Consider the following 25,437-nt stretch of genomic DNA (forward strand, 5'->3'; position numbering starts at 1 on the left):
TCAGCCCTTTCCCCCCTCTTCGCCGGGTCCCTCGACGACGTAAGCATACAGCCGCTGGTCGATCACGCAGCCGTCTTTGATGGCGCTGCGCCTCAAGCGGGCCTCGCACACGTAGCCGGCCTTCTCCAGGACGCGAAAGGAAGCAGCGTTCCATTCGTACGGCACGGCAAACACCCGCGTCAAGCCGTGCTCCCGGATCGCCAAGGCCGTGACCGCCGCGAGCGCCTCGGTCATGATGCCGCGCCCCCAGAGCGGCTCCGCCAGCCAGTAGCCGATCTCGGCCGAGACGCGCTCCACGTCGCCATGAAGCCTGAAGCCGATCCCGCCGACCGCCGCTTCGTCCACAACGATGGCGAACACCGTCTCCGGATCGGCCGCCAGCGCCCGCCCGATGAACGCCCGAGCGTCCGCCAGCCGGTAGGGGTGAGGGAAAGCGTCGCGCAAATTGATCCATACACGCCGGTTGTCGGCGTGAGCGGCGAGCGACTCCGCGTCGCTTTCACGCCAGGAGCGAACCCGGCATTTCTCGAGATTCAGCTCCACGGTGGCTCTATGTCCTCCTGACTTTTCGCCGAGCGTCGAAGCGCGCCAGGCGCGCCGGATTGCTCGCGTGACCAATTCAGCGGCGCTTCGCGGGCTTGGAAAGCCCTCGGGCGCCCGCGCGACGCTTCGACGGCTTCCGCGCCCGAGGCGGCGTCTTGGCTCTCCGCGGCTTGCTGGCGCCTCGCTTCACCTTCTTCCCGGCCATGGGACGGACGCGCTCAGGCAGCTCGGCCCCTCCCGTTTCACGATTCCACTCCTCGTAGGTCTGAGGTGAGATCTCGCCCTTGACCAGCAACTCCGCGAACTTCCTCCGCTGCGCCTTGCTCTTGAATGGCATGGGTGATCTTGCCCGCTCAAAGCGATACGTGCTGGGACGCGGAATGTCCGCATCGACAAATCAGATTGTCAGTCATTTCCCTTCCTCTCCGCCATTGTTTGCTGCCAAGAGGTCCTCTCCACGCGACGCGACGACGCTCGAATATAGATCTTCCGAGGCCTCCTCAACCAGCGGCGAGCCTGAGGCCCGGCCCGAATGTGGCTCGTGACGGAGGCGGACAGTCGCTCCCGTGTCTTCTGGATGGCCGGCGAGATCGGATTCGATTCAATGGTCCGGAGGCCGGGGGGGCAAGGAGACCAGGAGCTTCGCGAGGACGCTGGGGTTCACGGGCTTGACGAGGTGGTGATCGAAGCCGGCCTCGAGAGTCCGCTTCTTGTCGGTCTCCTGGCCCCAGCCGGTCACCGCCATGAGAACGATGTCCTTCCCCCAAGGCTGTTGGCGGATGTGCCGCGCCACGTCGTAGCCGTTCGTCTTCGGCATGCCGATGTCCAGCAGCGCCACGGCGGGGCGGAACTGGTCGGCAGCTTCCAGGGCTTGCAGCCCGTCGTAGGCCGAACGGGTCTCGTAGCCCATGATCTCCAGCATCATGCTCAGGCTGGCGGCCGCATCCTTGTTGTCGTCCGCCACCAGAATGCGGCACCGCTTCGCGCCGGCGGGTCTCGGGGGATCTTCCCTCGGAGGCCTCTCATCGGACGTCTTCTCATCGGCCTTCGACGGTTGCCGGGTCCTCGTCTCAGCGATTGGCAGCCTGACGATGAATTCACTCCCCTTGCCCGGACCGTCGCTGCGGGCCTCGATGCGCCCTCCGTGCATCTCCAACAATCTCTTGACCAGCATCAAGCCGATCCCCAGCCCGCCGTGGGCGCGCTCCAGCGACCGATCCACTTGCGTGAACGGCTCGAAGATGTGCGGCAGCATCTCCTCTGGAATGCCGATGCCGGTGTCGCGCACCGAGATCACCGCTTCCGCTCCCTGGCGCTCGGCGGCCAGCGAAATGCGGCTTCCGCGCTCGGAGAACTTGGCGGCGTTGCTCAACAGGTTCGAGAACACCTGCGCCAAGCGCATCAGATCGGCGTCCAGGACGATGGGCTCGCGCGCCGGCGCGAAGTCGAGCTGCTGGCCCGACCGATCGATCACCGCCTGGCTCGTTTCCACCGCAGCCCGCAAGGCCTTCGCCAGCTCCACGCGCTCCTTCCGCAGACCGAGCCGGTTCCTGGTGATGCGCGACACGTCCATCAGGTCGTCGATCAGCCGCGCCATCTGCTGCATCTGACGATCGATGACGTCCCGCGCCCACTGCACTTCCGGCGTCCGCGGCCCCTTGAGGCGCAGGATTTCGACGGCGTTCTGGACCGGCGCCAGGGGATTGCGCAGCTCGTGAGCCAGGGTCGCCAGGAACTCGTCCTTGCGCCGATCGGCCTCGCGCAGGTCCTCTTCGCCCTGCTTGCGATCGGTGATGTCGAGGCACGAGCCGATGTAGCCGGCGAACTCACCGGCGGGCCCGTAATAGGGGATCCCGTTGTCCAGCATCCAGCGGTATTCCCCGTCGTGGCGCCTGAGCCGGTACTCCATGGCGAACGGCTGGCGCGTGTCGAAAGAGCCGACGTAGGTTTTCAGGCAACGGTCCAGGTGTTCCGGGTGGACGTTTTCCGCCCATCCATATCCGATCTCCTGCTCCAGCGATCGCCCCACGAAATCGAGCCATGACTTGTTGAACCAGGTGCAGAGCTTGTCGGTCCCGCTGATCCAGACAGCGACGGGCGCCGCGTCGGCCAGGAGACGGAAACGCTCCTCGCTCGCGCGCAGCGCCAGCTCCGCTTCCTTCTGCTCGGTGATGTCGACGATCGTTCCGGCGACTCGCGTGCCGCCATCCGGCTCGTCGCGAAACGGCACGCCGCGGACCACGAGCCACCGCCACGCCCCGTCGTTCCGGCGAACGCGGAACTCGGCGGAGGTCGGCTTGCCGGCGTCCCTGATGTCCTGCCAGTTCCCGCGCGCGGCGTCGCGGTCCTCCGGATGGACCGCGTTCAGCCATCCCATCCCGCCCTCCGCCGTGCGCTGTTCCTCGGTCTGGCCGGTGAACTCTCGCCACCAGGCGACGTTCGCTTCGTCGATGTGCGGCATCGGCGTCCCGTCGCGCCGGTACTGCCAGATCGACTGGCTCGACGCGCGGACGAGGGTTCGAAACAGCCGCTCGCGCTGCTTGACGGCTTCTTCAGCCTGCTTGCGCCCGGTGACGTCGCTGAGAGAGGCGAGCCAGCCGATCACCTCGCCGCGCTCGTCGCGATCGGGCGTGTACGTCACCCGCATCCAGGAGGGCCCGCGATAGGCGTAGGGGATTTCCACTTCGAACTCGACATCCTCGCCGCGCAGGACCTGGTCGATGTGAGGAGCGAGCGACGCGTAGGCCTCTTGACCGAGAATGTCGGCAATCGGACGACCCACGATCTCTTCGGGCCGGCGGCCCAGGAATTCGGCGCAGGCGCGGTTCACGAAAACAAAGCGGCGGTCCCTGCTACAGCGGGTCAGGAACAGGGGCGTCCGGCTGGTGATCAACTCCAGCTCCGCCTCCTTCGCCCGCAGCGCCTCCTCCGTCTTACGGCGACCGGCGATTTCGCTTTCGAGCTGCTTCTGCCGGGCCAGCGCTTCCTCCGCGGCGTCCTCCGCGCGGCGCTTCGCGCGGCGCATCGCGTTGCCCAGGCCAATCACGATGAGGGAGGAAGCGAAATAGACCAGCAATCCGGCAAGGCCGCCCGGGCTTCTCAGCGACAAAGGGGAATTGGGCTCGGTTTCAACGAAGATGAGGTCGGTGGCGAGATAGCCCAGAACGGTCGCCACGAGAGCCGGCCGCCAGCCTCCGACCCAGACCGCGACGGCGATCGCGGCGTACATCGTGATGAACGGCAGGCGATGATCCAGAAGCGGATCGAGCAGCCACCGGGCGCCGACTGCCGCCGCGATCGCCCCCATCGCGACCAGGTAGGGGAAGAGGATTCGCCGGAATCGCTGCACTGAGGAAGACCGTCGCCCGCGTCAAGCAGTGTCGCGAACACGAAACGTGTGCGTGTCAGATCACGGGCGCCGCGCATCGGCTTGTCGCCGATGCCTCACCGCCCACCCTCGGCTGCCAGCCTTTTCCGTCGCCACGCGAGCGCCAGGGCGAGGATCCCGATGGCAGTCGTGAGCGTCACCACCGCTCCGCCTTCCAAACCGAACGTCCCGCCCGTGAACCGGCGAGGCCCTTCCACAGTGAAGAGTTGCGTGCCGGTATTATACGGGTCCTGGCCGCTCACCGACAGTCCGAGAACCGGTCCGAGCAGGGAATTCCAGGCGAAGTGAACCCCGATGGGCATCCAGAGATTGCCGGTGAGGTAGTAAGCCAGATCGCGCGCCAGGCCCTGCGGCGCGAATCCCAGGCTCGCCAGGGTCCGCCGGTCGACGAAGCGCGCCATGACCCAGGCCGCCGCCACGATGGTCACCGCGCTGATGACATCGAAGTAGAGGCGCGCCTCAAGCGGAGCTTCCTTCTGCCAACGCTCCAGCCGCCCGGCAAGGGGAACGAGGCAAGGCGCCAGGAGAATCCCCATAGAATCAGGAACGCGCCGATCTTCCACGTCATGGTCCAGGCGGAGCGCACCGAGAGGAAGGCCCGGCGCGTCGCGTCCGGCGGCGCGGCGGCGGCGCGCGCGGTGCTCTGCGGACCCCTCACTGCAGCCCGAGCCGGTAGAGCCGCCCGGCATTGGCGCGCATCACCATCGTCGCGATCTCCCTGGCCCGGGCGCGGCTGACCGCTTCGTCGCGAATCATGTCGCCGAGCGCCAAGGCGAGCGCCTTGCGCCCGTTCCTGGCGGCCACCCACGCCCCGATTTCCCAGCCCATGTCCGGCCCGAGCGCCGAGGCATCCGAGCCGTAGAGGACCTTCTCCGGATACTGCGTCAGCCAATCCCTCAGCACCTCGGCGAGCGCGGCCGGCGTGTAAAGCAGCGTCATTGCCGACATGTCGGCGTAGACGTTCGGCTTCCAGAGCATCGCGCCCGCGTGAGAGGCAAAGACCCCGCCCCCATGGATGATGACGAAGTTCGTCTGGCGCAACGACGGATCGTTGAAGACCGGCTCGAGCAGCAGCGGATCCGAGCCCGCCGCCCGGTAGAAATTGCCGGGGCCTTCGAAGGCATGGAGGTGGACGGCCATTCCGAGTCGGCCGGCCTCGCGCGCGATGGCGCGGAACAGGAAATCCTGGAGCGCCTTGTACTCGGCATGTGACGGCTCGCCGCCGGCGGCGTACCGCGCGTAGATCCGGCCCGCGGCCGGCGCTTGAACCTCTTCGAAATCGAGCGAGCGAAGGAGCGCCGCCTCGAACTTGACCGCCACGCAGCCGCCCTTCCGCTGCGAGGCGAGCGTCGGGATCACGACCCTCTGGAGGTAGGCGTCGAGCGTCGCCGGAAGTCTCGCGACGTTGAGATCGGCCAAGTAACGCTTCAGGAGCTTGTCTTCGTAGGGGAACAGTTTCTCGCGATCGGGCGACGTGGCGGCCTCGTTCTTCGTGGACAACGGCAGCATCAGCGCGTCGGCGTAGGAGACCCAGCGAAAGCGCGGCGGCGCGAGCCCCGGACCCATCGCGATCCGATTGGCGAGCAGCACCTCCAAGCCGGTCTGGTCGAGCACCCACGCCGGGAACCTCTCGCCCTGCTCCCTGGCGACGCGCCGCGCCGCGCCGCGCAACTCGCTCAGGTGCGCGTCGGTGAGGTCGGCGTGCGGATATTGGTAGAGCGCCTTGTAGGCGGCGAGCCAATCGGGGTTGTCCGGCCGGAGCGGCGCCGGCACTTCGAAAGGGAGAATCACTTCGAGCGGCAGCGCGTCCTGGTCGGTGTCGCCGGGGGCGACGCTGTTCGCGTGGCTGTGATTGTCCACCGCCCGAATCTTCCCGATGAAGGCGGTCAGGTCCGCGTCCGCCTCCTGCCGGGCCGCGGACGCCGGGCGCATCTCGTCCCGGGGGGCGAGGCTGCAGCCCCACCCGGCCGCGACCCAACCCAACGGAAGAACCATAAGGATCGTCCGCCTGAATGGCTTGAATCGCCTAGCGGTCACGGGCCGCCTCCACCTGCTCCATGACCCGGAGCAGGTTGCCGCCCAGGATCTTCGTGATGTTCTTCTCGGTGTAACCCTTTTTCAGCAGCGCGCCGGTGAGGCGCGGCAGCTTGGAGGCGTCCTCCATGCCGAGCGGCATGACGGCGCCGTCGAAATCCGAGCCGAGCCCGACATGATCGACCCCCGCGATCTGCGCCGCGTGATCGAGGTGCTCGAGGATCTTCTCCCACGTGGCCTTCGGGAGGTGACCCGAGCCCATGGCTTCGTAGTAGAGCCGCTGGATCTCGAAGATCTTGCAGGCCTCGTCCTTGGCGCATTTGGCGTTCGCCTCCGTCTCGGCCGTGGCGTGCATGTTGACGGCTTGCGAGGCGGATCGGACTTCCTCGCTCACGAACTCGGCGTTGAAATTGATCATGATGACGCCGCCGTTCTTGGCGAGCGCCCGCAGCATGTCGTCGGTCATGTTGCGCGGGTGGTTGCAGACGGCGCGACACGACGAATGCGAGGCGATGACCGGCGCTGCGCTCGCCGCCAGCGCGTCGTAGAACGTCTTGTCGGACACGTGGGAGACGTCGACCATGACGCCCAGGCGGTTCATCTCGCGCACGACTTCCTTGCCGAACGGCGTGAGGCCGTCGTGGGCCGGCTGGTCGCCCGAGGAGTCGGCCCAACTGGTGTTCAGCGAGTGCGTCAGCGTCATGTAGCGCACGCCCAGCGTCGCGTACTCCCGCAGCAGGCCCAGATCGTCGTCGATCATGTGGCCGCCTTCGATCCCCATGAGCGCCGCGATCTTCCCCTGCGCCGCCGCCCGCCGGATGCCGGCGACCGAGGTCGCCAGCACCAGGTCCTTCGGATGCGTCCGGACCGCTTCCCGCACCCTGTCGATCTGCTGCAGCGCGCGTCTCGCGGCGTGCGGTCCGTCGACGTCCCCCGGCACCCAGATCGAGAAGAACAGCGCATCCAGTCCCCCCGCGCGCATCCGCGGGATGTCGATGGCTCCGTTCTCGTTCCGCCGGCCGATGTCGAAACCCTTCTCGAACACCATCCGCTGCGGCGTGTCGTCGTGCGTGTCGATGACGATCGCCCGGTCGTGGACCTGGCGCGCGCGCTCCGTCACTTCCTCGGGCTGATCCGATGCCCGGGCCGGGTTCGATGGTCCGCCGAACAGAATCAGCACACTGAATGCCAGCGTCGCCAGATTTCGAGTCAAACGCCCTCCCCGTGATTCCGCGATTGAGCGGAGGCCCGCCCGAGGGACTCCTCGGCGTCGCGCCGGCGTGGCGCGTGCGGAAGCGCCGACGAGCCGCGGGCCCGGGCGAGGATCAAGTTCAGCAACACCCACTGCCACCCGACGAGGGCGACTCCGATTAGGTTCGAAGCGCTCTGGATTCCTCCCGAACGGAACATCACGACCTCGAGCGGAATGAGAAACACGCAAAGCAGCAGGCGGGCGCGTGTCGCCCGCGTCCATACCCATGGCACCGGTTCTTGCGCTCGCCGGACAGGGACGTCCCGCACGACCCAGAAGATCGCCGCCGTGGCGAAGCCGCAAAACAAGACGGGGCCGACCAGGGCCAGGGAGACGTCGAGGCCAACCGTCGCTCCTTCGAAGCGAAAGCCTCGCGGATTGTTCCAGGCCGCATAGGTCACGGCCACCGCCAGCGGCAGATGAAAGGCGAGCAGCAACCCATGAAACGGCGGGCGACCGCCCCGCCAGCCGAAATATAGAAGTGCGATGACGAAAGCCGCCGCCGGAACGAGCATCCAGTAGTCCCCGCCGATTCCATGACCGCCAATTCCATCCGCCAGGGCCCACTGGTACGCGCTTCCCTGCGTCGCGCCGCGCACCAGCGGCAACCATACGAGGATCCCTGAAACCAGGGCGGTCCAGCACAGAATCGCCGCCCGGAGGGGATCTTTTCGCCGCGTCAAGATAACTACCTCCTCGAAGGATGTCCCGACTCCAGCCTCAGGCCCCTCAGGCATGCATCCGAGGAACGGCGTCTAGGGGGACTCCGCCGGCGGGATTCTGTACGTCCCGCGTGCGTGCTCCACCTTGGGCTCGCCGTGCGCCGACCACTTCGTCTCGCATTCCGACTTGTCCTGGTGCATGTGCGGGAGCCACGGTCCCTCCAGCTCCTCCGTCCCGCCGGCGGGATCCTTCACGACCCAACGGAGCTTATCGGGGTTCGCTTTCACTACTTCGAGCTTCGGGCATGGGGGCAAGTCGTACTTCATCGGGGCCCCGGCGACGGGCTTCCGCGCGCTGACCTGCTTGAGCGAGGCCGACAGGTAGACGACATCGCCCTTGCTCGGCCAGGTTTTCTCGGCGGCAACGGCCGCCAAAGCGAAGAGCAAACCCAGCGTCACTGCGATTGGCTTCATGTCCTTTATTCCTCCTTCCATTGAACCGATGTCCCCTTCATCCTCGCCGCGGATAGCCGTAGGCGGTATGCATGGTTTACGCCGAGGATGACGGCGCCGCGGGCGGGGACGAGGGCGCGCGGCCGAAGAGCTGCCGGACCGATTCCTTCTGCAGCGCGATGATGGTGAACACGCCCAAGACGGTGCCGAAAGGCATGAACGTGCAGCTGAACGCCGCGACCACGAGACAATAGACGTAATGCCGGTGCTGGGACAGGTACCTGCCGGCGAGCGCCACGCCCAGCGCGAATGCCAAGCCCATCAAGAAGAACAGCGTTCCGATCGCGATGAACATCCATCCCATCGGCCGGAGCATCGGGTCCGGATGGGTTGGATTCATCCTGCCGCACAACATCAGGGAGCCGATAGCCACGTAGAACAGCGGGAAGAACGAAAAGAGTCCGCCAAGCGCCGCCACGACGTAGTGGAAGATCGACAGCAGCCTCAGGTTTTCTTCGTCACGGCTCATGCTCGTCTCCCATCATCACCACTTCGGGACCGTGTAGCTGGCGCTGTTCCTTCAAATCATCATTCAACGGACCCAGAATCGATCTCCGGCTCGGAGTCGAAGTCGCACCACTCGTCGATCGGAGCGGGAGTCTCCTCGAGTTTCTTGAGAAGCCCCGGGAGCGCGTCCTCCCGCGGGAGGAACTCCTCCACCGGCGCCGCCACTTTCTCGGCCGACAGCGGCGGACATTCCAGATCGCCCGAGATGAAGCCCAGGAACACCGCCTGGGGCAAGATGCAGGAGCGGACGACTGCTGATGCGCCCTCCCCAAAATGGGTAAGGACGATTCTAACGAAGCGCATCCTCGGTCAAGACAATTCGCCGGATGCTGCGTTTGTCATCAAATGGAACTGCAAACTCAGGTCCTTCCTCACCCGTAAGTAAGTCGATTTCCGGTTCTTTAGATGTATTCAGAAGATCGACGTAGGTACCGTAATCGAGGGTATAGATGTTATAGCGGATACCGGGATTGTCCTTGTCCGCGTAACCGCGTTGCATGTGGTGTAGGACGCGCGCATCAAAGAGTCGCTGAACCATGACGTGTCGTTCAAGCTCGCGCGGAAGTAGAAAAGAGCGGGCCTTCCTTTTACCAATCACCTCGTCAACGATCCTCTGAAGTACGCCTTGCAACTGTGAATCGAGGTGTTGCGCCTTATCCTGTTCGAACCACTGACGCGCGGCTTCGATGATTGCACGCCGGTCGATGCTATCACGTTCGCGCCTATGGGAATCAAAGAAGGCTTTCGTGAAGATGTTGATCAAGTCGCGGACCACTCCCTCTGCGGCCCGGGCGAGTTCCTTGAACGTTTCACGCTCCGTAAACAAGCGAGAGGCCAGATCTGCGCCACTCGTCACCTTGTAGTTTTTAGAAATGTAACCTTCAGGTAATTCCGACAGCAGGTGCCGATAAAGCATATCAGCGAACGCACTCGTAATACCGTCCGGATTCCTGTCGAACACGTAGTAGTCATCAAGATCGGCCGCAGTTGAAACATCAGCCCCTAGTTCAAAGCCGACGAGTCGTCCATTGTCCGAGATCGAGAAGCGCGAACGATACTCGAGCGAGGCAATCTTCAAGACCGCGCTTGTCACAGGGAGAACTCCACGCTTCAGGAACTCCGCCAGATAAGGCTGCACATCCTCAGGTAGAGAGGACCACTCGTCCAGGAGCAGATAGAGCTCAGTATCAGCGAGCTTAAGAACGTTGGACAGGGCGTTGTGCAGGTTTGGAAAGAGAATGCGGTTATCGGATTCGATCGCGAATTGTGTCACGGTAGCAGTTTTTTGCTGGCTACTTCCCTCAGCCTTCAGCTCTGCCATGACACCTGCGGACGTAACTCCGATCTTTCCACCACTCGCATCTGAACTACTCGCCTCTTCCGATTGAGTGATGGCTTTGGGTATCGATGTCTGCCCCTGGACAAAGGCATCAGCTAGTTTCGAAAGGGCTTCTAACGCTTCATTTGCTTTAGATGTTGGTTTATCCACAATGTGTTCAAGGAGCTCATTATGAAGTTCCGAGAGAACGTCGCGGAACAGCGCTAGGCAGCGAGTGCCAATAGGAAGAGATGTGTCCGAGAACTGCGCAGTGCTCCCCAAGGTGCGTGCGTCGAGGTACACAACCGTGTTTCTGGCAACTTCTCGCAGCCTTGAATGCAGGACTCGAAAGACATGCGTCTTGCCCCGTACCACGTCGTCCATACAGAATTTGATTATTCCGGTTTTCAAGCTGCGGCAGAATTCCGACATCGACGAAGGTGTGAACTAGTTTGGCTAGATCTTCCTGACGCTCAGAACGCTGCAGAATCTGGGACACGCCTCTCATCAGGTTTGGGTCTTTGACCATTGGATGCGTCCCCAAGCAAATTATTTAGGTCCCAAAGCCATTTGTACTAAGCATCTAGCTGTCCGATAGTTGAGTGCGCATCGGGCATCACCTGTGTCTGCGCACAACCTCTCGGCACAGCAAGTGGCCATCGCTGCATCTCCAGTATTGTGTCAGCCTTGGCGTTGCCGATCGCGGGATCCTCCGGCACGCCGCTCGACGTGGCGAGTCCAGAACGATTCGCGCCCCGCGTGGGTCTCCTTCATTTGGCGGCGTCCACCATGTAAAAGAACGAGCTCACGATGAAAAGCTGATGAATCGCATCGGCTCTGGTGAGCTGAATGTTCTCATGAGCACCTGGGTTTCTTATGCCAGTCATAGCGCCGGCAAGGATCTGCATCCAGCCAATCTGTATGTCGCGTCCTGCGGAAGTATCCAGATTGGCGAGACGGATGATCGGCGTCCTAGGTGAGAATACGCGGAGCATCAATTTCGATCCATCTAAGTCCGAAGGAATCGATCCCTTACTCTTTTCCTTTACGACCGCAGTGAATTCCTTCAGACCTGTCTGGATCGCATCTACGTAGTGTGCGTTGTCGAATCGGCCTTTTGCTACGACTCGTAGCCGAGGATGTAGCAAGGACCAGATATCTGTTTGTTCCGCTGAAAGCTTGGCGTACCGCAGGGCCGACAGATCGATATAACCAATACCCCGGCATGATCGGCAGATCTCACCCATAAAGAATCCACTTTCTCCCCATCCTCGACCACTGCCGCTGCAGGCACGACAGGTGAGGCCTATTTCGCTTGTGGGAGGGACGATGTTGACAGCACTGCCGTCGCACACCGGGCATGGATCGATGGGAATATACTCACCGGACTCGTCATCGGTCCGTGGGAACCAACCGCTACCAGCGCAGAAAGCGCACTCAAGTGCTGTGGCTCCATCTAGAAAAGTTGCAACCCTCTTGGGTCCATCCAGCGTCTTGCCCATTGCTCCTCACTCTCAATGATTACGGCATTTCGAAGCTGCTAGCGGCATGGTTTGCTATCGTCAATCTGCTTGATTCTTCATCGCCGTGTGAGGCCACCGCCACTTTCTCCATTCTCGGCAGCCTCCATTTACCTCATATTTGTAAGCAAAACTATAAATCCAGCCGAAGTTCGGAGGCAAGGTGGTCTAGCGAAGAGCCGGGATTGGTCACTTCGTTATATGATGTTTCCCCATGGAAAGGTTTCTCGGGAAGGAGCGGTTCTCCGACCTGATCGTAGTGATCCTGGGAGGAGGCCGGGGGGCGCGTCTTGATCCGCTGACGCGGAAGCGGAGCAAGCCGGCGGTGCCGATCGCCGGGAAGTACCGCCTCATCGACGTCACCATCAGCAACGCCATCAACTCCGGGATGGAGCGGATGTTCCTGCTCACGCAGTTCAACTCCGTCTCCCTGCACCGGCACATTGTCCGCACCTACAAGTTCGACTTCTTCTCGCGGGGCTACGTCCAGATCCTGGCGGCGCGGCAGACGCCGGAGCGCGAGATCTGGTTCCAGGGGACGGCCGACGCGGTGCGGCAGAACCTGGAGATCATCGAGCAGACGCGCGGCGACGACGTCCTGATCCTGGCGGGGGATCACATGTACCGGATGGACTACCGGGACATGTACCGGGATCACGTCGTGAACGAGGCCGACATCACGCTGGCGGTCCATCCCGCTTCGGAGGAAGCCATCGGGAGCCTCGGGGCGGTGCGAGTGGACGACGCCGGCCGGGTCGTCGAATTTCGCGAAAAGCCGGGGGATGCCGCAGCCCGCGAAGGCATGGAGCTGACGCCGCGGCTGCAGCGCCAGTACGGGGTCGCCACCGGGCAGCCCTACCTCGGCTCGATGGGGATCTACATCTTCAAGAAGGAAGTCCTGATGGGATGCCTCTCGGGGGATCGGCACGATTTCGGACGCCACATCCTCCCGGAAGGCGTCGGGCAGCTCCGGATCCAGGCGCACTTCCATCACGGCTACTGGCGGGACATCGGCACGATCGCCGCCTTCTACGACGCCCACATGGACCTCCTCCAGCCGAACCCGCCGTTCTCCTTCAACGACCCGGGCTGGCCTTTCTACACGCACCCGCGCTACCTGCCGGCCTCGCGGATCACCGGTTGCCGGTTCGAGCGGACCGTCCTGGCCGAAGGGGGCGTCCTGGTCGACTCCACGTTCGAAGACTCGATCATCGGTATCCGGTCGGTGATCCGCAAAGCGACGATCCGGCAATCGTTGATCATGGGCTCGGACGCCTATCCGCCCGAGGCGCCGCCGAACGCACCGCCCGTCGGCATCGGCGAGGGGAGCGTCATCGAGAAGGCGATCGTGGACAAGAACGCCCGGATCGGCCGGGAGGTGCGGATCCTGAACCAACGGAACATCCTCGAGGCCGAAGGATCGGGCTACGTGATCCGGGAAGGGATCCTGGTCGTGCCCAAGAACGCCGTCATCCCCGACGGAACCACGATCTGACTCGCATGGAGCTCCACGCCTCCCGCGAAGCTCGCCGCCTTTATCGACTCGATGATTTCCATTTCTCCGCCTCGGGGACGCTGCTGCTTCCCGATTTCGACGCGGCGCGGGCCGTGGCCGAGCGGATCAACGCGGGAGCCAAATCTCAGGCGGGCGGCACGGCCGCGGCGACCTCCCGCAGGGGGGCACCCGCGGTCTCCAGCGGGTCGATCCCGCCGGTCAAAGCATGGCAGCTCCACGCGATGGGGCTCATCAATGAAATCTTCCACTACCTCATCCAGCTCTACCGGGAATCGCGCAAGCCGTCGGTCCTGCGCGAGGCGCTTGCCGCCGCCGGGGAGCGCCTGCGCGATCCCTCACTCGAGACGGCGCTCGATCGAATCGTCGGAGAGTTTCCTCCCGCCGCCGGCCATGGCGGCGAGGGGATCGCCGAGTTGTTCCCGGCCGCTGCCGAAGGCCTCGAGACCCCGGAGCTGATCCTCCAGGAAGCACTCGTCCTGTGGCTGGCGAACGTCAACCCGGCGTTCGCGCCCGGAAAGCCCCTCTTCGACGACGCCATCCTGAGAGGATCGGGTTATCGCGAGCTGATGGAGGAGCTGCATCGGTTCTTCGAAGGCCAGCCGCCGTTCGGCCCCGACGACCAGAACCTGATCGACATGCTCCGCTCGCCCGCTCTTGCCTCCCCCGATTCCCTCCAGGGACAACTCGAGTACATCTGGAAGCGCTGGGGCTACCTCCTCACCGGATTCCGGCACCTGCACCGGCTTCTCTCGGCGCTGGATTGGATTCGCGAGGAGGAGACGCCCCGAGCCGGAGGGGGGGCGCGCGCGACCGTCCCGGTCCCCGATTTCCTCGACCTGCAGGCGGAGGCGGAGAGGTTCTCCGCCGATCGCGACTGGATGCCGCGCGTCGTGCTCCTTGCCAAGAACACGCACGTATGGCTGGAGCAGCTTTCGCGGAAGCACGGCCGGTGGATCCAGCGGCTCGACCAGGTTCCCGACGAGGAGCTGGAGCTGCTCAAGCGGCGCGGCTTCACGGGGCTCTGGCTGATCGGGGTGTGGGAGCGGAGCAAGGCGTCCGCCGCGATCAAGCGGCTCCAGGGAAATCCGGAGGCGGCCCCGTCGGCCTACTCGCTGGCGGAGTACGCCGTCGCGGCCGACCTCGGGGGCGCGCCGGCGCTTGGCAATCTCAAGGAACGGGCCTGGGCGAGAGGGATTCGCCTGGCGAGCGACATGGTCCCGAATCACATGGGAATCGACTCGCGGTGGGTCCTCGAGCGCCCCGATTGGTTCTTGTCGCGGGACCGGAGTCCCTTCCCTTCCTACTCCTTCAACGGGCCGGATCTTTCAGGGGATTCGCGGGTCGGCATCTTCGTCGAGGACCATTATTTCGACCGCAGCGACGCGGCGGTGGTCTTCCGGCGGCTGGATCGCCATACCGGCGAGGAGCGGTTCGTCTACCACGGCAACGACGGCACACGGACCCCCTGGAACGACACGGCGCAGCTCAACTACCTGAACCCGGAGGTTCGCGAGGCGGTGATCGGCGAGATCCTGCGGGTGGCGCGGGAGTTTCCGGTGATCCGGTTCGACGCGGCGATGACGCTGGCGAAGCGCCACTACCAGCGCCTCTGGTTCCCGCAGCCCGGGACGGGCGGGGCGATCCCGTCACGCGCCGAGCACGGCCTGACGCGGGAGCTGTTCGACGCGCTGATGCCGCGCGAGTTCTGGCGCGAGGTGGTGGACCGCGTCGCGCGGGAGGCTCCCGACACGCTCCTCCTGGCCGAGGCGTTCTGGCTGATGGAAGGGTACTTCGTCCGGACGCTGGGGATGCACCGGGTCTACAACAGCGCTTTCATGAACATGCTCCGGGACGAGGAGAACGCGAAGTACCGGTCGGTCATCAAGAACACGCTGGAGTTCGACTCCGAGGTCCTGCGGCGCTACGTGAACTTCATGAACAACCCCGACGAGGAGCCGGCGGTCGAGGCGTTCGGCAAGGGCGACAAGTACTTCGGGATCTGCACGCTGATGGCGGCGCTGCCGGGGCTTCCGATGTTCGGCCACGGCCAGTGGGAAGGGCTCTGGGAGAAGTACGGCATGGAGTTCCGCAAGCCGCGGCAGGACGAGACCCCGGATGCCGAGCTGATCGCGCGACACGAGCGGGAGATCTCGCCCTTGCTGCACGAGCGGGCGCTGTTCGCGGGCGTCGAGAACTTTCTCCTGTACGACTTCTTCACCGCCGAGGGGAACGTCGACGAGAACGTCTTCGCCTTCTCCAACGGCGCCGGCGGGCGGCGCGCGCTCGTCGTGTACCAGAACAAGTTCGCGTCGACCTGGGGATGGATCCGGACGTCGGCGGCCTTCGCGGTCAAGGAAGAGGGAGGCAAGACGCATCTCGCGCAGAGCAGCCTGGGCCAGGGCCTCGGGATCTCCGCGGAGGCGGATCGCTTCACCTGCTTCCGGGAGCTGTCGTCAGGCTTGGAGTTCATCCACTCGAGCCGGGATCTCTGCCAGAAGGGTCTCTATCTCGAGCTGCACGCCTATCAGTGCCGGGTCTTCCTCGACGTGCGCGAGGTCCAGGACACGCGGGATCGCGGCTATGCTCGGCTGCACGCCGAGCTGGGCGGTCGGGGCGTGCCGAGCCTCGAGCAGGCTCTGGCGGAGCTGCGCTATCGCCCCGTCCACGTCGCCTTCCGGGAGCTGGCGAATGCGGAGATGTTCCGGCGGATCCTGGCGGCCCGGGCCGTCGAGCGGGACGCGAAGCCCGATCCGAAGCTGCTGGACGAGGTGGAATGGAAGGCCCGCGCGGTGCTCGAGGCGATCCGGCAGCTGACCGGGGCGCCGGGCGACGAGGCGAAGGGGGCGCAGCGGATCCGCCGCAGCATCGAAGCGATGCTCCGGCTGCCGCCCGCGCAGCCGGCCCGGCGGCTGGGTTTGCTCCTGGCGTGGATCCTGGCCGACGGGATCGAAGCCATGAAGCCCCCGATGATGGAAGCGGGAAGCGACGCGACTGCGATGGCCGCGTTGGGGCTGGAAGGAATCCTGGCGGAGGCGCTGCGCGGGCTCGGAGGCAACCCGGGACGCCCCGTCGGCGACTTCGACACCGTCTCGATAGCCCTGCGGCTCGGATTCGAATGGCAGGCGCGCGGGACGACCCGGGAGATGGCCGAGCACCTGATCCTCCGCCTGGAGCGCGACGAAGCGGCGCGACGGATCCTCGGCTTCAACGAACACGAGGGAACTCTCTACCTGAACAAGGAGGCACTGGAGGACTTCGTCTCGAGCCTCCAGACGATCGCGGCGCTGCAACAGAGGATGGCCGAGACGCCCTCGGAAGACCCGCCGCCTGCTTCCCAGCTCGGCGACCCGCGGTTGGCCCCGCGCGCGCCGCGGCTGACGACCGTCCACCAGGCCCTGCAGGAAGTGATCGCCGCCGCGGAGCGCGCCGGCTACCGCGTCAAGGACCTCCATCAGGAGCTGAAACGGGCTTCCGGACGCTCGCAGTGAAGCGCCTCGCTTGAAGTCCCGCCAAGCTCACCGGCTTTTCTCTCGCCCGCTCTTCACGATCAATTCCTTCAGGCGCCGGGCCAGCTCGGGGCGGAACGATCCGGGGGCGGCGCGCCACGCCCAATTCCCCTCCGGCGTGGAGGGATTGTTCATCCGCGCTTCGCTTCCCAGGCCGAGGACGTCCTGGACCGGGAGGACGGCGAGGCTCGCCTCCGATTCCAGCGCGGCGCGCATCATCTCCCAGTGAATCTCCTCCGCGATCCGGGAATCGGCGGCGGACTTCCCCAAATATCGCAGGACGCGGGTCCGCTCCTCTTCGCCCAGGACCTCGAACCATCCCACCGTCGTGTCGTTGTCATGGGTTCCGGTGTAGAGCACGTGGTCCGGCCCGAATCTTCCCGGGAGGTGGTCGCTGTCGTCGCTGCCGAAGGCGAATTGCAGGACCTTCATCCCCGGAAGGCCGACCGACTTCCTCAGCTCGCGGACGTCGTCGGTGATGATTCCCAAATCTTCGGCGACGATCGGGAGCTCCCTCAGCTCCCGTCTCAAGGCCTCGAAGAACGAGACGCCGGGGCCGGGGCGCCATCGTCCTCGCACCGCCGTCGGCTCCTCCGCCGGGATCTCCCAGTAGGCCGCGAGCCCGCGAAAATGATCGATTCGCAGGAAATCGACCTGGCGCAGGGCATGGCCCACCCGCTCGATCCACCAGCGATATCCTTGATCGGCGATTCGATCCCAGCGGTACAGCGGGTTCCCCCAACGCTGCCCCGTCTTGCTGAAGTAATCGGGGGGGACGCCCGCGACGTGGCGCGGCTGACCCTGATCGTCCAGGTCGAACAGCTCCCGATGGGACCATACGTCCGCGCTGTCGAGCGCGACGTACAGCGGCAGGTCCCCCAGGATCCAAAGGCCGCGCCGATTCGCTTCCTGTTTCAGCCGGGACCATTGGCGGTGGAACAGGAATTGAAGGTGGCGCTGGCAGGCGATCTCCTCCGCCAGCTCCCGCCGGGCCGCCTCCAGCGCCTCCGGCTCGCGCCCGCGCAGCTCGGCGCGCCATTCGTACCAGGGGGATCCGCCGAAGCGGCGCTTCAGCGCCGCGTAGAGGGTCCAATCCGCGAGCCACTCCGCCGCTTCAGGGGCGGCCGCGAAGGAGGCCGACGCGCTCAAGAGCTCGGCCGAGCCCCGCTGGCGGAACAGGTTCCACGAATGGCGGAGAAGGCGCTCCTTCCACGACGCCACGGCGCTGAAATCGACCTGGCGGATCGAGAATCGCGGCGGGCTCTCGAGCTCGGCCTCGGCGAGGATTCCCTCCTGGACCAGGCGCTCGGGCGACAGGAGAAGAGGGTTCCCGGCGAAGGCGGAAGCGCTGGAATAGGGCGAATTGCCGGGACCCGGGGGTCCGAGAGGAAGAATCTGCCAGATCGACGCTCCGGCGCTCGCGGCCCAATCGAGGAAGCGCTCCGCCTCCTCCCCGAGGTCGCCGATTCCGTAGGGACCCGGCAGGGACGTCGGATGCAGCAGCAACCCGGCTCTTCGTTCGATCATCGCGTTCGCCCCGTCGCTCATCGCCAGCGTGCGCGCAGGTGGTGCTCCTGGCCCGTGGCGTTCCGGCAGGATTGCGTCCCGGCCAGACCGCTCCCGAGAAGCAGCGGGACGCTGCGCTGCGCGCGATGCGAGGAGTTTCGCGCCCCGCCGTGGCCCTGCACCAGGCCGGCGGAATGCTATCACGGCAACGATCGAGCGGCCGCGTATCGCATTGCCCGATATCCGCCACAAATTCTCTTGACACGCTCGCGCTGGAGTCGTATCGATCGGTCGATCGCCGGAATCTTCTCCTGATTCCCGACGCAGGTGAGCGAGGGCAACCTGCAGGCCTGGAAAGGCCGGGGCATGCCCATGCGGAAGGTTGATCTCGTTCGCCGGATAACCTGGAGCTCGATTCCAGATCACGCCTCCGGCCTGAATCTTGCCGGCGAAATCCGTTCTCCGAAAGCCACGCCTGGCTCGCCTGCGACCACCGGGTCCTTCACCAAGAAGTTACCTTCCGGGAGAGAATCCCGCGGCTGGGTGCCAAATCGACCCACTCGGATTTCCTGCCGGGCAAACGCCGCTGCCGTCGACCCTTGCCGAGTTCTTGCCAAACCGCCCAGGCTGACCTCCCTCACTTCAACGAAATCCCCTTCTCGGAGGAGGACGCCATGTGACGCCCATGCCCTTGCCTTGCCGGCTCGTTTTCTTCCCAACGAAACGAACTGAACAAAGGAGGTTCCTCATGACGAGATTCCGTGGACTGGCCGTCTTGATCGCTCTCGTGTCGCTGGTCGCCCTGGCGAGCGCCGGAAGCTGGACGCGGACCGCCGCCGTCCCGCAGTCTCAACCGAACGCCATCAGCGCCCCGGCGCCGGCTCCCGCGCCGGAATCGCAGCAGTCCGGTCAGGCAGCCTGCTCCGATCCCTTCGGCAACGGCACCGAAGTCAAAGGGTGCCACGACTGTCCGACGAGTCTGCTGCCCGGTTGCACGCGCATTTCTTGTGATCCCTGCTGTTTCCATTGTCCCGGAGATCCGTTCAACCGCTGTCTGTAGAGCTCGCATACCGCGGGGCCCATCCGGGCCCCGCGTTCCTCGCCCGATCGATGCCCACGCCTCCCCATCGCTTGCAGCGGACGCCTTCGCATGGCCCTGTTGCTGCACGATGCCGCCATCCTCTCGTGGCCTGCTTTGCGGCAAGCGGCTCTCGGCCGCACCTCCATGGTTATGCCCTCAGCTTCCTATGCAAGCGTCCTCTCGGATGGCGTCGGGATAGCGCACCCCAGGAAAACGCTCCGATCGGTTGATGGTCCGGGCCAATGCTGATAGCATCGCTGCCCGCAATCGCAGGACAGTCCGCCCTCGCGAAGACCTCGAGTCTCGAGTGAATCCCGCGCCTTCCTCACGCCGAACGCTGCTCCTCGCCGCCATCCTGGCTCTTCTTTTGCCCGGCTGCGGGGCCCAAGGCATGGGAGTCTCGCAAAACTCCTCCGCGAACTCGGAGCGTCCTGAACATCGCGCGACGGCGGGTCTCGAAACGGGAAAGCAGATCTACCAGGTGCACTGCGCCGGCTGTCACGGCGCCCGGGGAGACGGCCGCGGACCGGCGGCGCGCTTCCTCGATCCGAAACCGGCCGATTTCACGCGCGGCATCTTCAAGTTCGCCTCCGTCAAGGCCGGCCAGCTTCCGCGGGACGAAGACTTGCTGAGAACCCTGACGCGCGGCCTCCCCGGATCTTCGATGCCTTCCTGGCAAGCCCTGCCCGACGAGAATCAGCGCGCGGTGATCGCCTACCTCAAGACATTCTCCCCGGCGTGGAGTCGCAATCCTCCGGGCATTCCGATCGCCGTCTCGGAGGATCCCTACCGCTCCGGCGGCCCGGAGGCTGCCCGCCAGGCGGTGGCGCGAGGGCGCGAGGTGTATCACGTCGTCGCGACCTGCTGGCAGTGCCATGCCGCCTACGCAAGTCCGGAGGAGGTGGACTTGATGGCCAAGGCGCGCGACGCGGGCCCGGTGAAGCTGCGCGCGCAGGCCGAACAGCCGGCGACGATCATCGACGCCCGGGGCCGCCGGATCGCGACGCCCGATTTTCGCAAAAGCCCGATGAAGAATGGCAGCTCCCTGGTCGATCTCTACAAGACGATCGGCGCCGGGATCGGCGGGACGGCGATGCCGTCCTGGAAGGATGCTCTCGAAGAGAAGGACCTCTGGGCGCTCACTTATTACGTGAAGAGCCTGGCGGATGAGCGCTGGCGCCGCCCGCGGAGCGTTCCCGGTACTCCTGCGGAGAGCGAAGCCAATCCGGCTGCCCGTTATCGCGCGACCCTACGTTAACCGCGGGAGAGCCCACGAGCTGTCTCAGAGGTACGTTCCCTGGGAAACGCGACACGGACGGCTTTTCAACGGATGCAGGACACGAACGGGCGGGATATCTCATGGGGCGGAAGGCGCGATGACCGGGGGGGCGAGAGGCGCCTGTCGATTGAGACCTGACTTGAGGCACCGGAAATGAGCCGTCTGGAGCGACTCGGAAGCATCGCCCTCGTCGCGGGGTTGGCGCTGTGCGCCATCACGGTGGCGGTGCAAGGGTGGCTTCCCTGGGCGAGGCAGCGGGAGGCGCCGATCGAGAAGGTGCAAGTGGGCGCCGTGGTGCCGCTGTGGTTCGAGGACCTCGCGGCGCGTTACCCGGAGGAGTTCAAGAGATACTTCGGCGAGCCGACCCCGGCGACGTTCGCCAAGGTGATGGAGAAAGGCGAGGAAGTCTATCGGGACGAGGCCTGCTGGCGCTGTCACACGCGTTCAGCCCGTCCCCTCCGGCGCAGGGACGGCCAGGTCGGATCACCCTCGTATCCGGGGCGGACGCAGAACGCCCTCCGGCTGCCCCGCCTCTTCGGCGCGAAGCGCCTGGGGCCCGATCTGATCCAGGAAGCCGGCCATCATTCCAACGACTGGCAGGTGGCGCATCTCTGGGAGCCCCGGATCCTTGTCCCGCCTTCCCTCATGCCTTCCTTCAAGTGGCTGTTCGATCCCCCCGGAGCCGGCGGCGGCCCTCACCCAAACGCCCGCGGCCTCGCGCTCGTCGCCTTCATCCAGTGGCTCGGCTCCCCAACCGAGCGCCCCGACGCCCCCCTGCTTCAGCTCGACGCAGCGCCAAATACTGCGGCGCCTTAGCGCAGCCGCTCAGGCGAAATTCAAAACCAGCAACGCCGGTGCAATACGGTGTTCAAGATCACCCAACTCAGCCCCAATATGACGATGACTCCCGGCACTTTGATAATCATCAGCTGAGAACGCGTGAACGATTCCCTGCGGTTGAAGCTGAGCAATCGTAGAGCTCTCTGAGTGTCGAATACCGCCCAGCAGACCAATGGCAAATACAAGCTAACGATAATCAAAGTCTCTCGATCTACGACGAAATCCGGCATGGAGATGGCCACCAATCTTGCACATTGGCGAACGTTCTCGGATTATAGGATCAATCACAGGTCGCCATGTCACCATGTGGTGGTTTGCAGTCGGGGGAAACCCCGTGCCTCGAGGACGGCTCTGGCTTATGATGCAGGCTTGAAGCGGGCGCTTACATGAAAGGATGGCCGGGCCATGCAGCTGGGAATGATTGGATTGGGACGAATGGGGGCGAACATGGTGAGCCGCCTCCTCAAGGGCGATCACCAATGCGTCGTCTTCGACCGGAATCCGGAGGTGGCGCTGACGCTCGCGAAGCACGGGGCCGTCGCCGCGTCGAGCCTGGAGGATCTGGCGTCGAAGCTGAGGCCGCCGCGCGCCGTCTGGCTGATGGTCCCCGCCTCGGCGGTCGACGGCGTCGTGGCGACGCTGGTCCCTTTGCTCCAGAAAGGCGACGTCGTCGTCGACGGCGGCAACTCGCACCACGCCGACGACATCCGCCGCGCGGCCGAGCTGGAGAAAAGCGGCATCCTCCACCTCGACGTCGGGACGAGCGGCGGCATCTGGGGGCGCGAGCGCGGCTATTGCCTGATGATCGGCGGGACCGAAGCGGCCGTCCTGAAGCTCGAGCCGATCTTTCGGACCCTCGCTCCGGGGCTGGAGAGCGTTCCCCGCACTTCGGGCCGCGAGAAGGTCGGCGGCACCGTCGAGGAGGGCTACCTGCACTGCGGCCCGCCCGGTGCCGGCCACTTCGTCAAGATGGTCCACAACGGCATCGAGTACGGCCTGATGGCGGCCTATGCTGAAGGGCTCAACGTCCTGCGCCACGCCGGGATCGGCAATCAGCCGCGCCAGGCGGACGCCGAGACGACGCCGCTGCAGCATCCGGAACGCTACCGCTACGATCTGAACCTGGCCGACATCGCCGAGGTGTGGCGCCGCGGGAGCGTGATCGCCTCGTGGCTGCTCGATCTCACGGCGCTCGCGCTGCTCAAGCAGCCGGGGCTGGAGAGCTTCTCAGGGCGCGTGTCCGACTCCGGGGAAGGACGCTGGACCCTCGAGGCGGCACTCGACGAGGGGTGCCCCGCTCCCGTCCTCGGCGCGGCGCTCTTCCAGCGCTTCGCGTCGCGCGGCGAGGAGGACTTCGCGAACCGGCTGCTCTCTGCGATGCGCTTCGAGTTCGGCGGGCATCAGGAGAAGAAGCCATGACGGGAGCGCCCTCCGATGGCTGACGAAGCGGCCCCGGTCGCTCACGCCGGCGATCCTTGCGTCATGGTGATCTTCGGCGCCACCGGAGATCTGACGAAGCGCAAGCTGATTCCAGCGCTGTGCAATCTCGCCAGAGGGGAAAGCGGCAAGGACAGCTTCCTGCCGCGCGATTTCGCGATCGTCGGCGTCGCGACGAGCGACATGACGACCGAGGCGTTCCGCAAGAAGCTCAGCGAAGACATCAACACCTTCGCTACGGGAACCGTCGATCCGAAGATCTGGGAATGGCTCATCGGCCGCGTCTACTTCCAAAGCGGCGACGTCAAGGATCCCGCCACCTACCAGCGCCTGCGGGAGACCGTGAGCCGGGTGGAGCGCGATCACCGGACGCTGGGCAACGTCCTCTTCTATCTCGCCGTCGGACCGCAGTTCTTCTGCGATATCGTCCGCAACCTCGGGGGAGCGGACCTCCTCTGGGAAGAAACGGGATGGCGGCGGGTGGTCATCGAGAAGCCGTTCGGGCGGGATCTCGAATCGGCCCGCGCCCTGAATGCCGAGCTGCGGAAGGTCCTCGCGGAGCGCCAGATCTACCGGATCGATCACTATCTCGGCAAGGAGACGGTCCAGAACCTGCTGGTGTTCCGCTTCGGCAACGCCATCTTCGAGCCGATCTGGGATCGGCGCTACATCGACCACGTCCAGATCACCGCCGCCGAGACGCTCGGGGTGGAGCAGCGCGGGCGCTATTACGAGACGGCCGGGGCGCTGCGCGACATGGTCCCCAGCCACCTCTTCCAGCTCGTGTCGCTGACCGCGATGGAGCCTCCCGGCTCGTTCGACGCCGACGCGGTGCGCGACGAGCAGTCGAAGGTCCTGCGCACGATCCATCGCACCACGTCCGACGAAATCCCCTATCGCGCGGTCCGGGGCCAATATGGCGAGGGGACGATCGAGGGGGAGAAAGTCTCACCTTACCGCACGGAGCCCATGGTGGACCCGGCCTCGAACACCGAAACCTTCGCGGCGCTGCGCCTGTCGCTCGACAACTGGCGCTGGGCCGACGTCCCCTTCTATCTGCGCACCGGCAAGCGGATGGCCCAAGCGGTGACCGAGATCGCCATCCAGTTCCGCCGCGTCCCGTTCGTCCTCTTCCGGGACACTTCGGTCGAGAGCCTGCGCACCAACCGGCTGGTGATCCGCATCCAGCCGCAGGAGGGGATCTCGCTGCGCTTCGGCGCCAAGATCCCCGGCCCGGTCATGCGGCAGGGCGCGGTGGAGATGAACTTCAACTACCGGGACTACTTCGGCTCGACGCCGAGCACCGGATACGAGCGGCTCCTCCTCGATTGCATGAGCGGCGACCCGACGCTGTTCCAGCGGGCCGACATGGTGGAGGCGGGCTGGAGCGTGATCACGCCGATCCTGCAGGCCTGGAGCTCGCACCCGCCGCGGCATTTCCCGAACTATACCGCGGGAAGCTGGGGCCCGAAGGAGGCGGAGGAGATGATGCGCCGGGACGGCCGCGAGTGGAGGAAGATCGAGTGACCGGGGCGCGGCGCGGCGGCGCGCGGTGTAGCGGGCGATGAAGGAAGTCCGGATCTTTGCGCTCGCCGAGGCGATGAGCCGCCACGCGGCCGAGGAGATCGTCCGGCTCGCCGAGGAGGCGGCCGGCGCGAGCGGCCGGTTCACCGTGGCGTTGTCGGGCGGCTCCACGCCGCGCGCCACCTACGCGCTGATGGCCGACGACCCCTCCCTGAGGGAGCGCATGCCCTGGGGCCGGACGCATTTCTTCTGGGGGGACGAGCGCCTGGTCCCCCCCGATCATCCGGAGAGCAATTATCGGATGGCCTACGAGGCGATGCTCTCGAAGGTCCCGGTCCCGCCGGAGAACGTGCACCGGATCGCGGGCGAGCACCAGGACTCCACGCAGGCGGCGGACGAGTACGAGCGCGCGCTGATCGAATTCTTCAAGCTGTCGCGCGGCGAGTTCCCGTTCTTCGATCTCGTCCTTCTCGGCCTCGGCCCGGACGGGCACGTGGCGTCGCTGTTTCCCGGGACGGTGGCGCTGCGCGAGCGCCATGGGCTCGTCGTGGCGAACTGGGTCGAGCAGCTCGACGCGGAGCGGATCACGATGACCCCTCCGGTGTTCAACCACGCCGCCTGCCTGATCTTCCTGGTCAGCGGAGCGGAGAAGGCGGCGGCTCTCAAGGCGGTCCTCGAGCCCGGAGCTGCGTCGAAGCGGCTACCGGCCCAGCGCATCCAGCCGCAGCGAGGCCGCCTGATCTGGCTGGCCGATCGCGCCGCCGCGCGCCTTCTCGAAGGGCACGCCGAGTCTCCCGAGTAGCGCCGGGCCCCGAAGTCTCCCTTGAGCCGCACCGGTTGACCCGGCCCAGCGCATTACACCGCAACGACGCCGCTAGTGTTGCGTTTCGGAAATCATGTTAACACCGAGGTCGCCGAGGCGCCCGGATCGCAAGGCGCGCCAGAGCGTCGCGTACCCAAGGCGGTACGCAAGCGAGGCGCAACGCGGCGAGCCGGGATGGATCGGGGGCC

21 protein-coding genes are annotated in these 25,437 nt (G+C 65.4%); 8 read left to right on the forward strand and 13 right to left on the reverse strand.

Annotated features, from left to right (window positions below; translation table 11 throughout):
* From VGR67_14290 to VGR67_14345, 12 genes are all read right to left on the reverse strand, one after another.
* Complete coding sequence (locus tag VGR67_14290; GenBank protein ID HEV8337579.1) at positions 1 to 543, reverse strand: GNAT family N-acetyltransferase; 543 nt, start codon at positions 541 to 543, stop codon at positions 1 to 3.
* A 76-nt stretch (positions 544 to 619) separates the two neighbouring features.
* Entirely contained in the window at positions 620 to 880 is a 261-nt protein-coding gene (locus VGR67_14295; GenBank protein ID HEV8337580.1) for a hypothetical protein, read from the reverse strand.
* Positions 881 to 1,144: 264 nt separating this feature from the next.
* Positions 1,145 to 3,892, reverse strand: a complete 2,748-nt coding sequence (locus VGR67_14300; protein ID HEV8337581.1) for a PAS domain S-box protein — start codon at positions 3,890 to 3,892, stop codon at positions 1,145 to 1,147.
* A 95-nt stretch (positions 3,893 to 3,987) separates the two neighbouring features.
* The gene (locus VGR67_14305; GenBank protein HEV8337582.1) at positions 3,988 to 4,494 is read right to left on the reverse strand and encodes a CPBP family glutamic-type intramembrane protease; all 507 of its coding nucleotides are present in this window, start codon (positions 4,492 to 4,494) and stop codon (positions 3,988 to 3,990) included.
* Positions 4,495 to 4,585: 91 nt separating this feature from the next.
* On the reverse strand, positions 4,586 to 5,926 hold the full coding sequence (locus tag VGR67_14310; GenBank protein ID HEV8337583.1) for an amidohydrolase: 1,341 nt from the start codon (positions 5,924 to 5,926) through the stop codon (positions 4,586 to 4,588).
* Positions 5,927 to 5,957: 31 nt separating this feature from the next.
* Entirely contained in the window at positions 5,958 to 7,178 is a 1,221-nt protein-coding gene (locus VGR67_14315) for a dipeptidase (GenBank protein ID HEV8337584.1), read from the reverse strand.
* Positions 7,175 to 7,900 (reverse strand): hypothetical protein, encoded by a 726-nt coding sequence (locus VGR67_14320; protein HEV8337585.1) that lies wholly within the window; start codon positions 7,898 to 7,900, stop codon positions 7,175 to 7,177. Before VGR67_14320 ends, VGR67_14315 begins: the two co-directional genes overlap by 4 nt.
* 72 nt (positions 7,901 to 7,972) lie before the next feature.
* On the reverse strand, positions 7,973 to 8,353 hold the full coding sequence (locus VGR67_14325) for a hypothetical protein (protein ID HEV8337586.1): 381 nt from the start codon (positions 8,351 to 8,353) through the stop codon (positions 7,973 to 7,975).
* A 76-nt stretch (positions 8,354 to 8,429) separates the two neighbouring features.
* Complete coding sequence (locus VGR67_14330; GenBank protein HEV8337587.1) at positions 8,430 to 8,861, reverse strand: hypothetical protein; 432 nt, start codon at positions 8,859 to 8,861, stop codon at positions 8,430 to 8,432.
* Between the two features lie 59 nt (positions 8,862 to 8,920).
* Positions 8,921 to 9,202, reverse strand: coding sequence for a hypothetical protein (locus VGR67_14335; GenBank protein ID HEV8337588.1), 282 nt, complete (start codon positions 9,200 to 9,202; stop codon positions 8,921 to 8,923).
* Positions 9,189 to 10,601, reverse strand: a complete 1,413-nt coding sequence (locus VGR67_14340; protein ID HEV8337589.1) for a hypothetical protein — start codon at positions 10,599 to 10,601, stop codon at positions 9,189 to 9,191. Before VGR67_14340 ends, VGR67_14335 begins: the two co-directional genes overlap by 14 nt.
* A gap of 386 nt (positions 10,602 to 10,987) precedes the next feature.
* A complete protein-coding gene (locus tag VGR67_14345; GenBank protein ID HEV8337590.1) occupies positions 10,988 to 11,719 on the reverse strand; it encodes a TIGR02391 family protein in 732 nt (243 codons plus the stop codon).
* A 232-nt stretch (positions 11,720 to 11,951) separates the two neighbouring features.
* On the opposite strand from VGR67_14345, the gene VGR67_14350 reads away from it, so the two are divergent.
* Positions 11,952 to 13,232, forward strand: a complete 1,281-nt coding sequence (locus tag VGR67_14350) for a sugar phosphate nucleotidyltransferase (GenBank protein ID HEV8337591.1) — start codon at positions 11,952 to 11,954, stop codon at positions 13,230 to 13,232.
* Positions 13,233 to 13,237: 5 nt separating this feature from the next.
* A complete protein-coding gene (locus tag VGR67_14355; GenBank protein ID HEV8337592.1) occupies positions 13,238 to 16,741 on the forward strand; it encodes an alpha-amylase family glycosyl hydrolase in 3,504 nt (1,167 codons plus the stop codon).
* A gap of 27 nt (positions 16,742 to 16,768) precedes the next feature.
* On the opposite strand, the gene malQ is transcribed toward VGR67_14355, so the two are convergent.
* Positions 16,769 to 18,286: a 4-alpha-glucanotransferase gene (gene malQ, locus VGR67_14360; protein HEV8337593.1), complete on the reverse strand. Its 1,518-nt coding sequence runs from the start codon at positions 18,284 to 18,286 to the stop codon at positions 16,769 to 16,771.
* Between the two features lie 727 nt (positions 18,287 to 19,013).
* Here malQ and VGR67_14365 point away from each other — a divergent pair.
* From VGR67_14365 to pgl, 6 genes are all read left to right on the forward strand, one after another.
* A complete protein-coding gene (locus VGR67_14365; GenBank protein HEV8337594.1) occupies positions 19,014 to 19,325 on the forward strand; it encodes a hypothetical protein in 312 nt (103 codons plus the stop codon).
* Between the two features lie 328 nt (positions 19,326 to 19,653).
* Positions 19,654 to 20,604: a c-type cytochrome gene (locus VGR67_14370; GenBank protein ID HEV8337595.1), complete on the forward strand. Its 951-nt coding sequence runs from the start codon at positions 19,654 to 19,656 to the stop codon at positions 20,602 to 20,604.
* Between the two features lie 174 nt (positions 20,605 to 20,778).
* On the forward strand, positions 20,779 to 21,441 hold the full coding sequence (locus tag VGR67_14375) for a cbb3-type cytochrome c oxidase subunit II (protein ID HEV8337596.1): 663 nt from the start codon (positions 20,779 to 20,781) through the stop codon (positions 21,439 to 21,441).
* Between the two features lie 429 nt (positions 21,442 to 21,870).
* Positions 21,871 to 22,884: a decarboxylating 6-phosphogluconate dehydrogenase gene (gnd, locus tag VGR67_14380; GenBank protein HEV8337597.1), complete on the forward strand. Its 1,014-nt coding sequence runs from the start codon at positions 21,871 to 21,873 to the stop codon at positions 22,882 to 22,884.
* A gap of 15 nt (positions 22,885 to 22,899) precedes the next feature.
* Positions 22,900 to 24,429 (forward strand): glucose-6-phosphate dehydrogenase, encoded by a 1,530-nt coding sequence (gene zwf, locus VGR67_14385; protein ID HEV8337598.1) that lies wholly within the window; start codon positions 22,900 to 22,902, stop codon positions 24,427 to 24,429.
* Between the two features lie 37 nt (positions 24,430 to 24,466).
* On the forward strand, positions 24,467 to 25,228 hold the full coding sequence (gene pgl / locus VGR67_14390) for a 6-phosphogluconolactonase (GenBank protein ID HEV8337599.1): 762 nt from the start codon (positions 24,467 to 24,469) through the stop codon (positions 25,226 to 25,228).
* The last annotated feature ends 209 nt before the right edge of the window (positions 25,229 to 25,437 follow it).

It is taken from the genome of Candidatus Polarisedimenticolia bacterium (assembly GCA_036004685.1).
In the GTDB taxonomy this organism is placed as follows: Bacteria; Acidobacteriota; Polarisedimenticolia; order Gp22-AA2; family AA152; genus DASYRE01.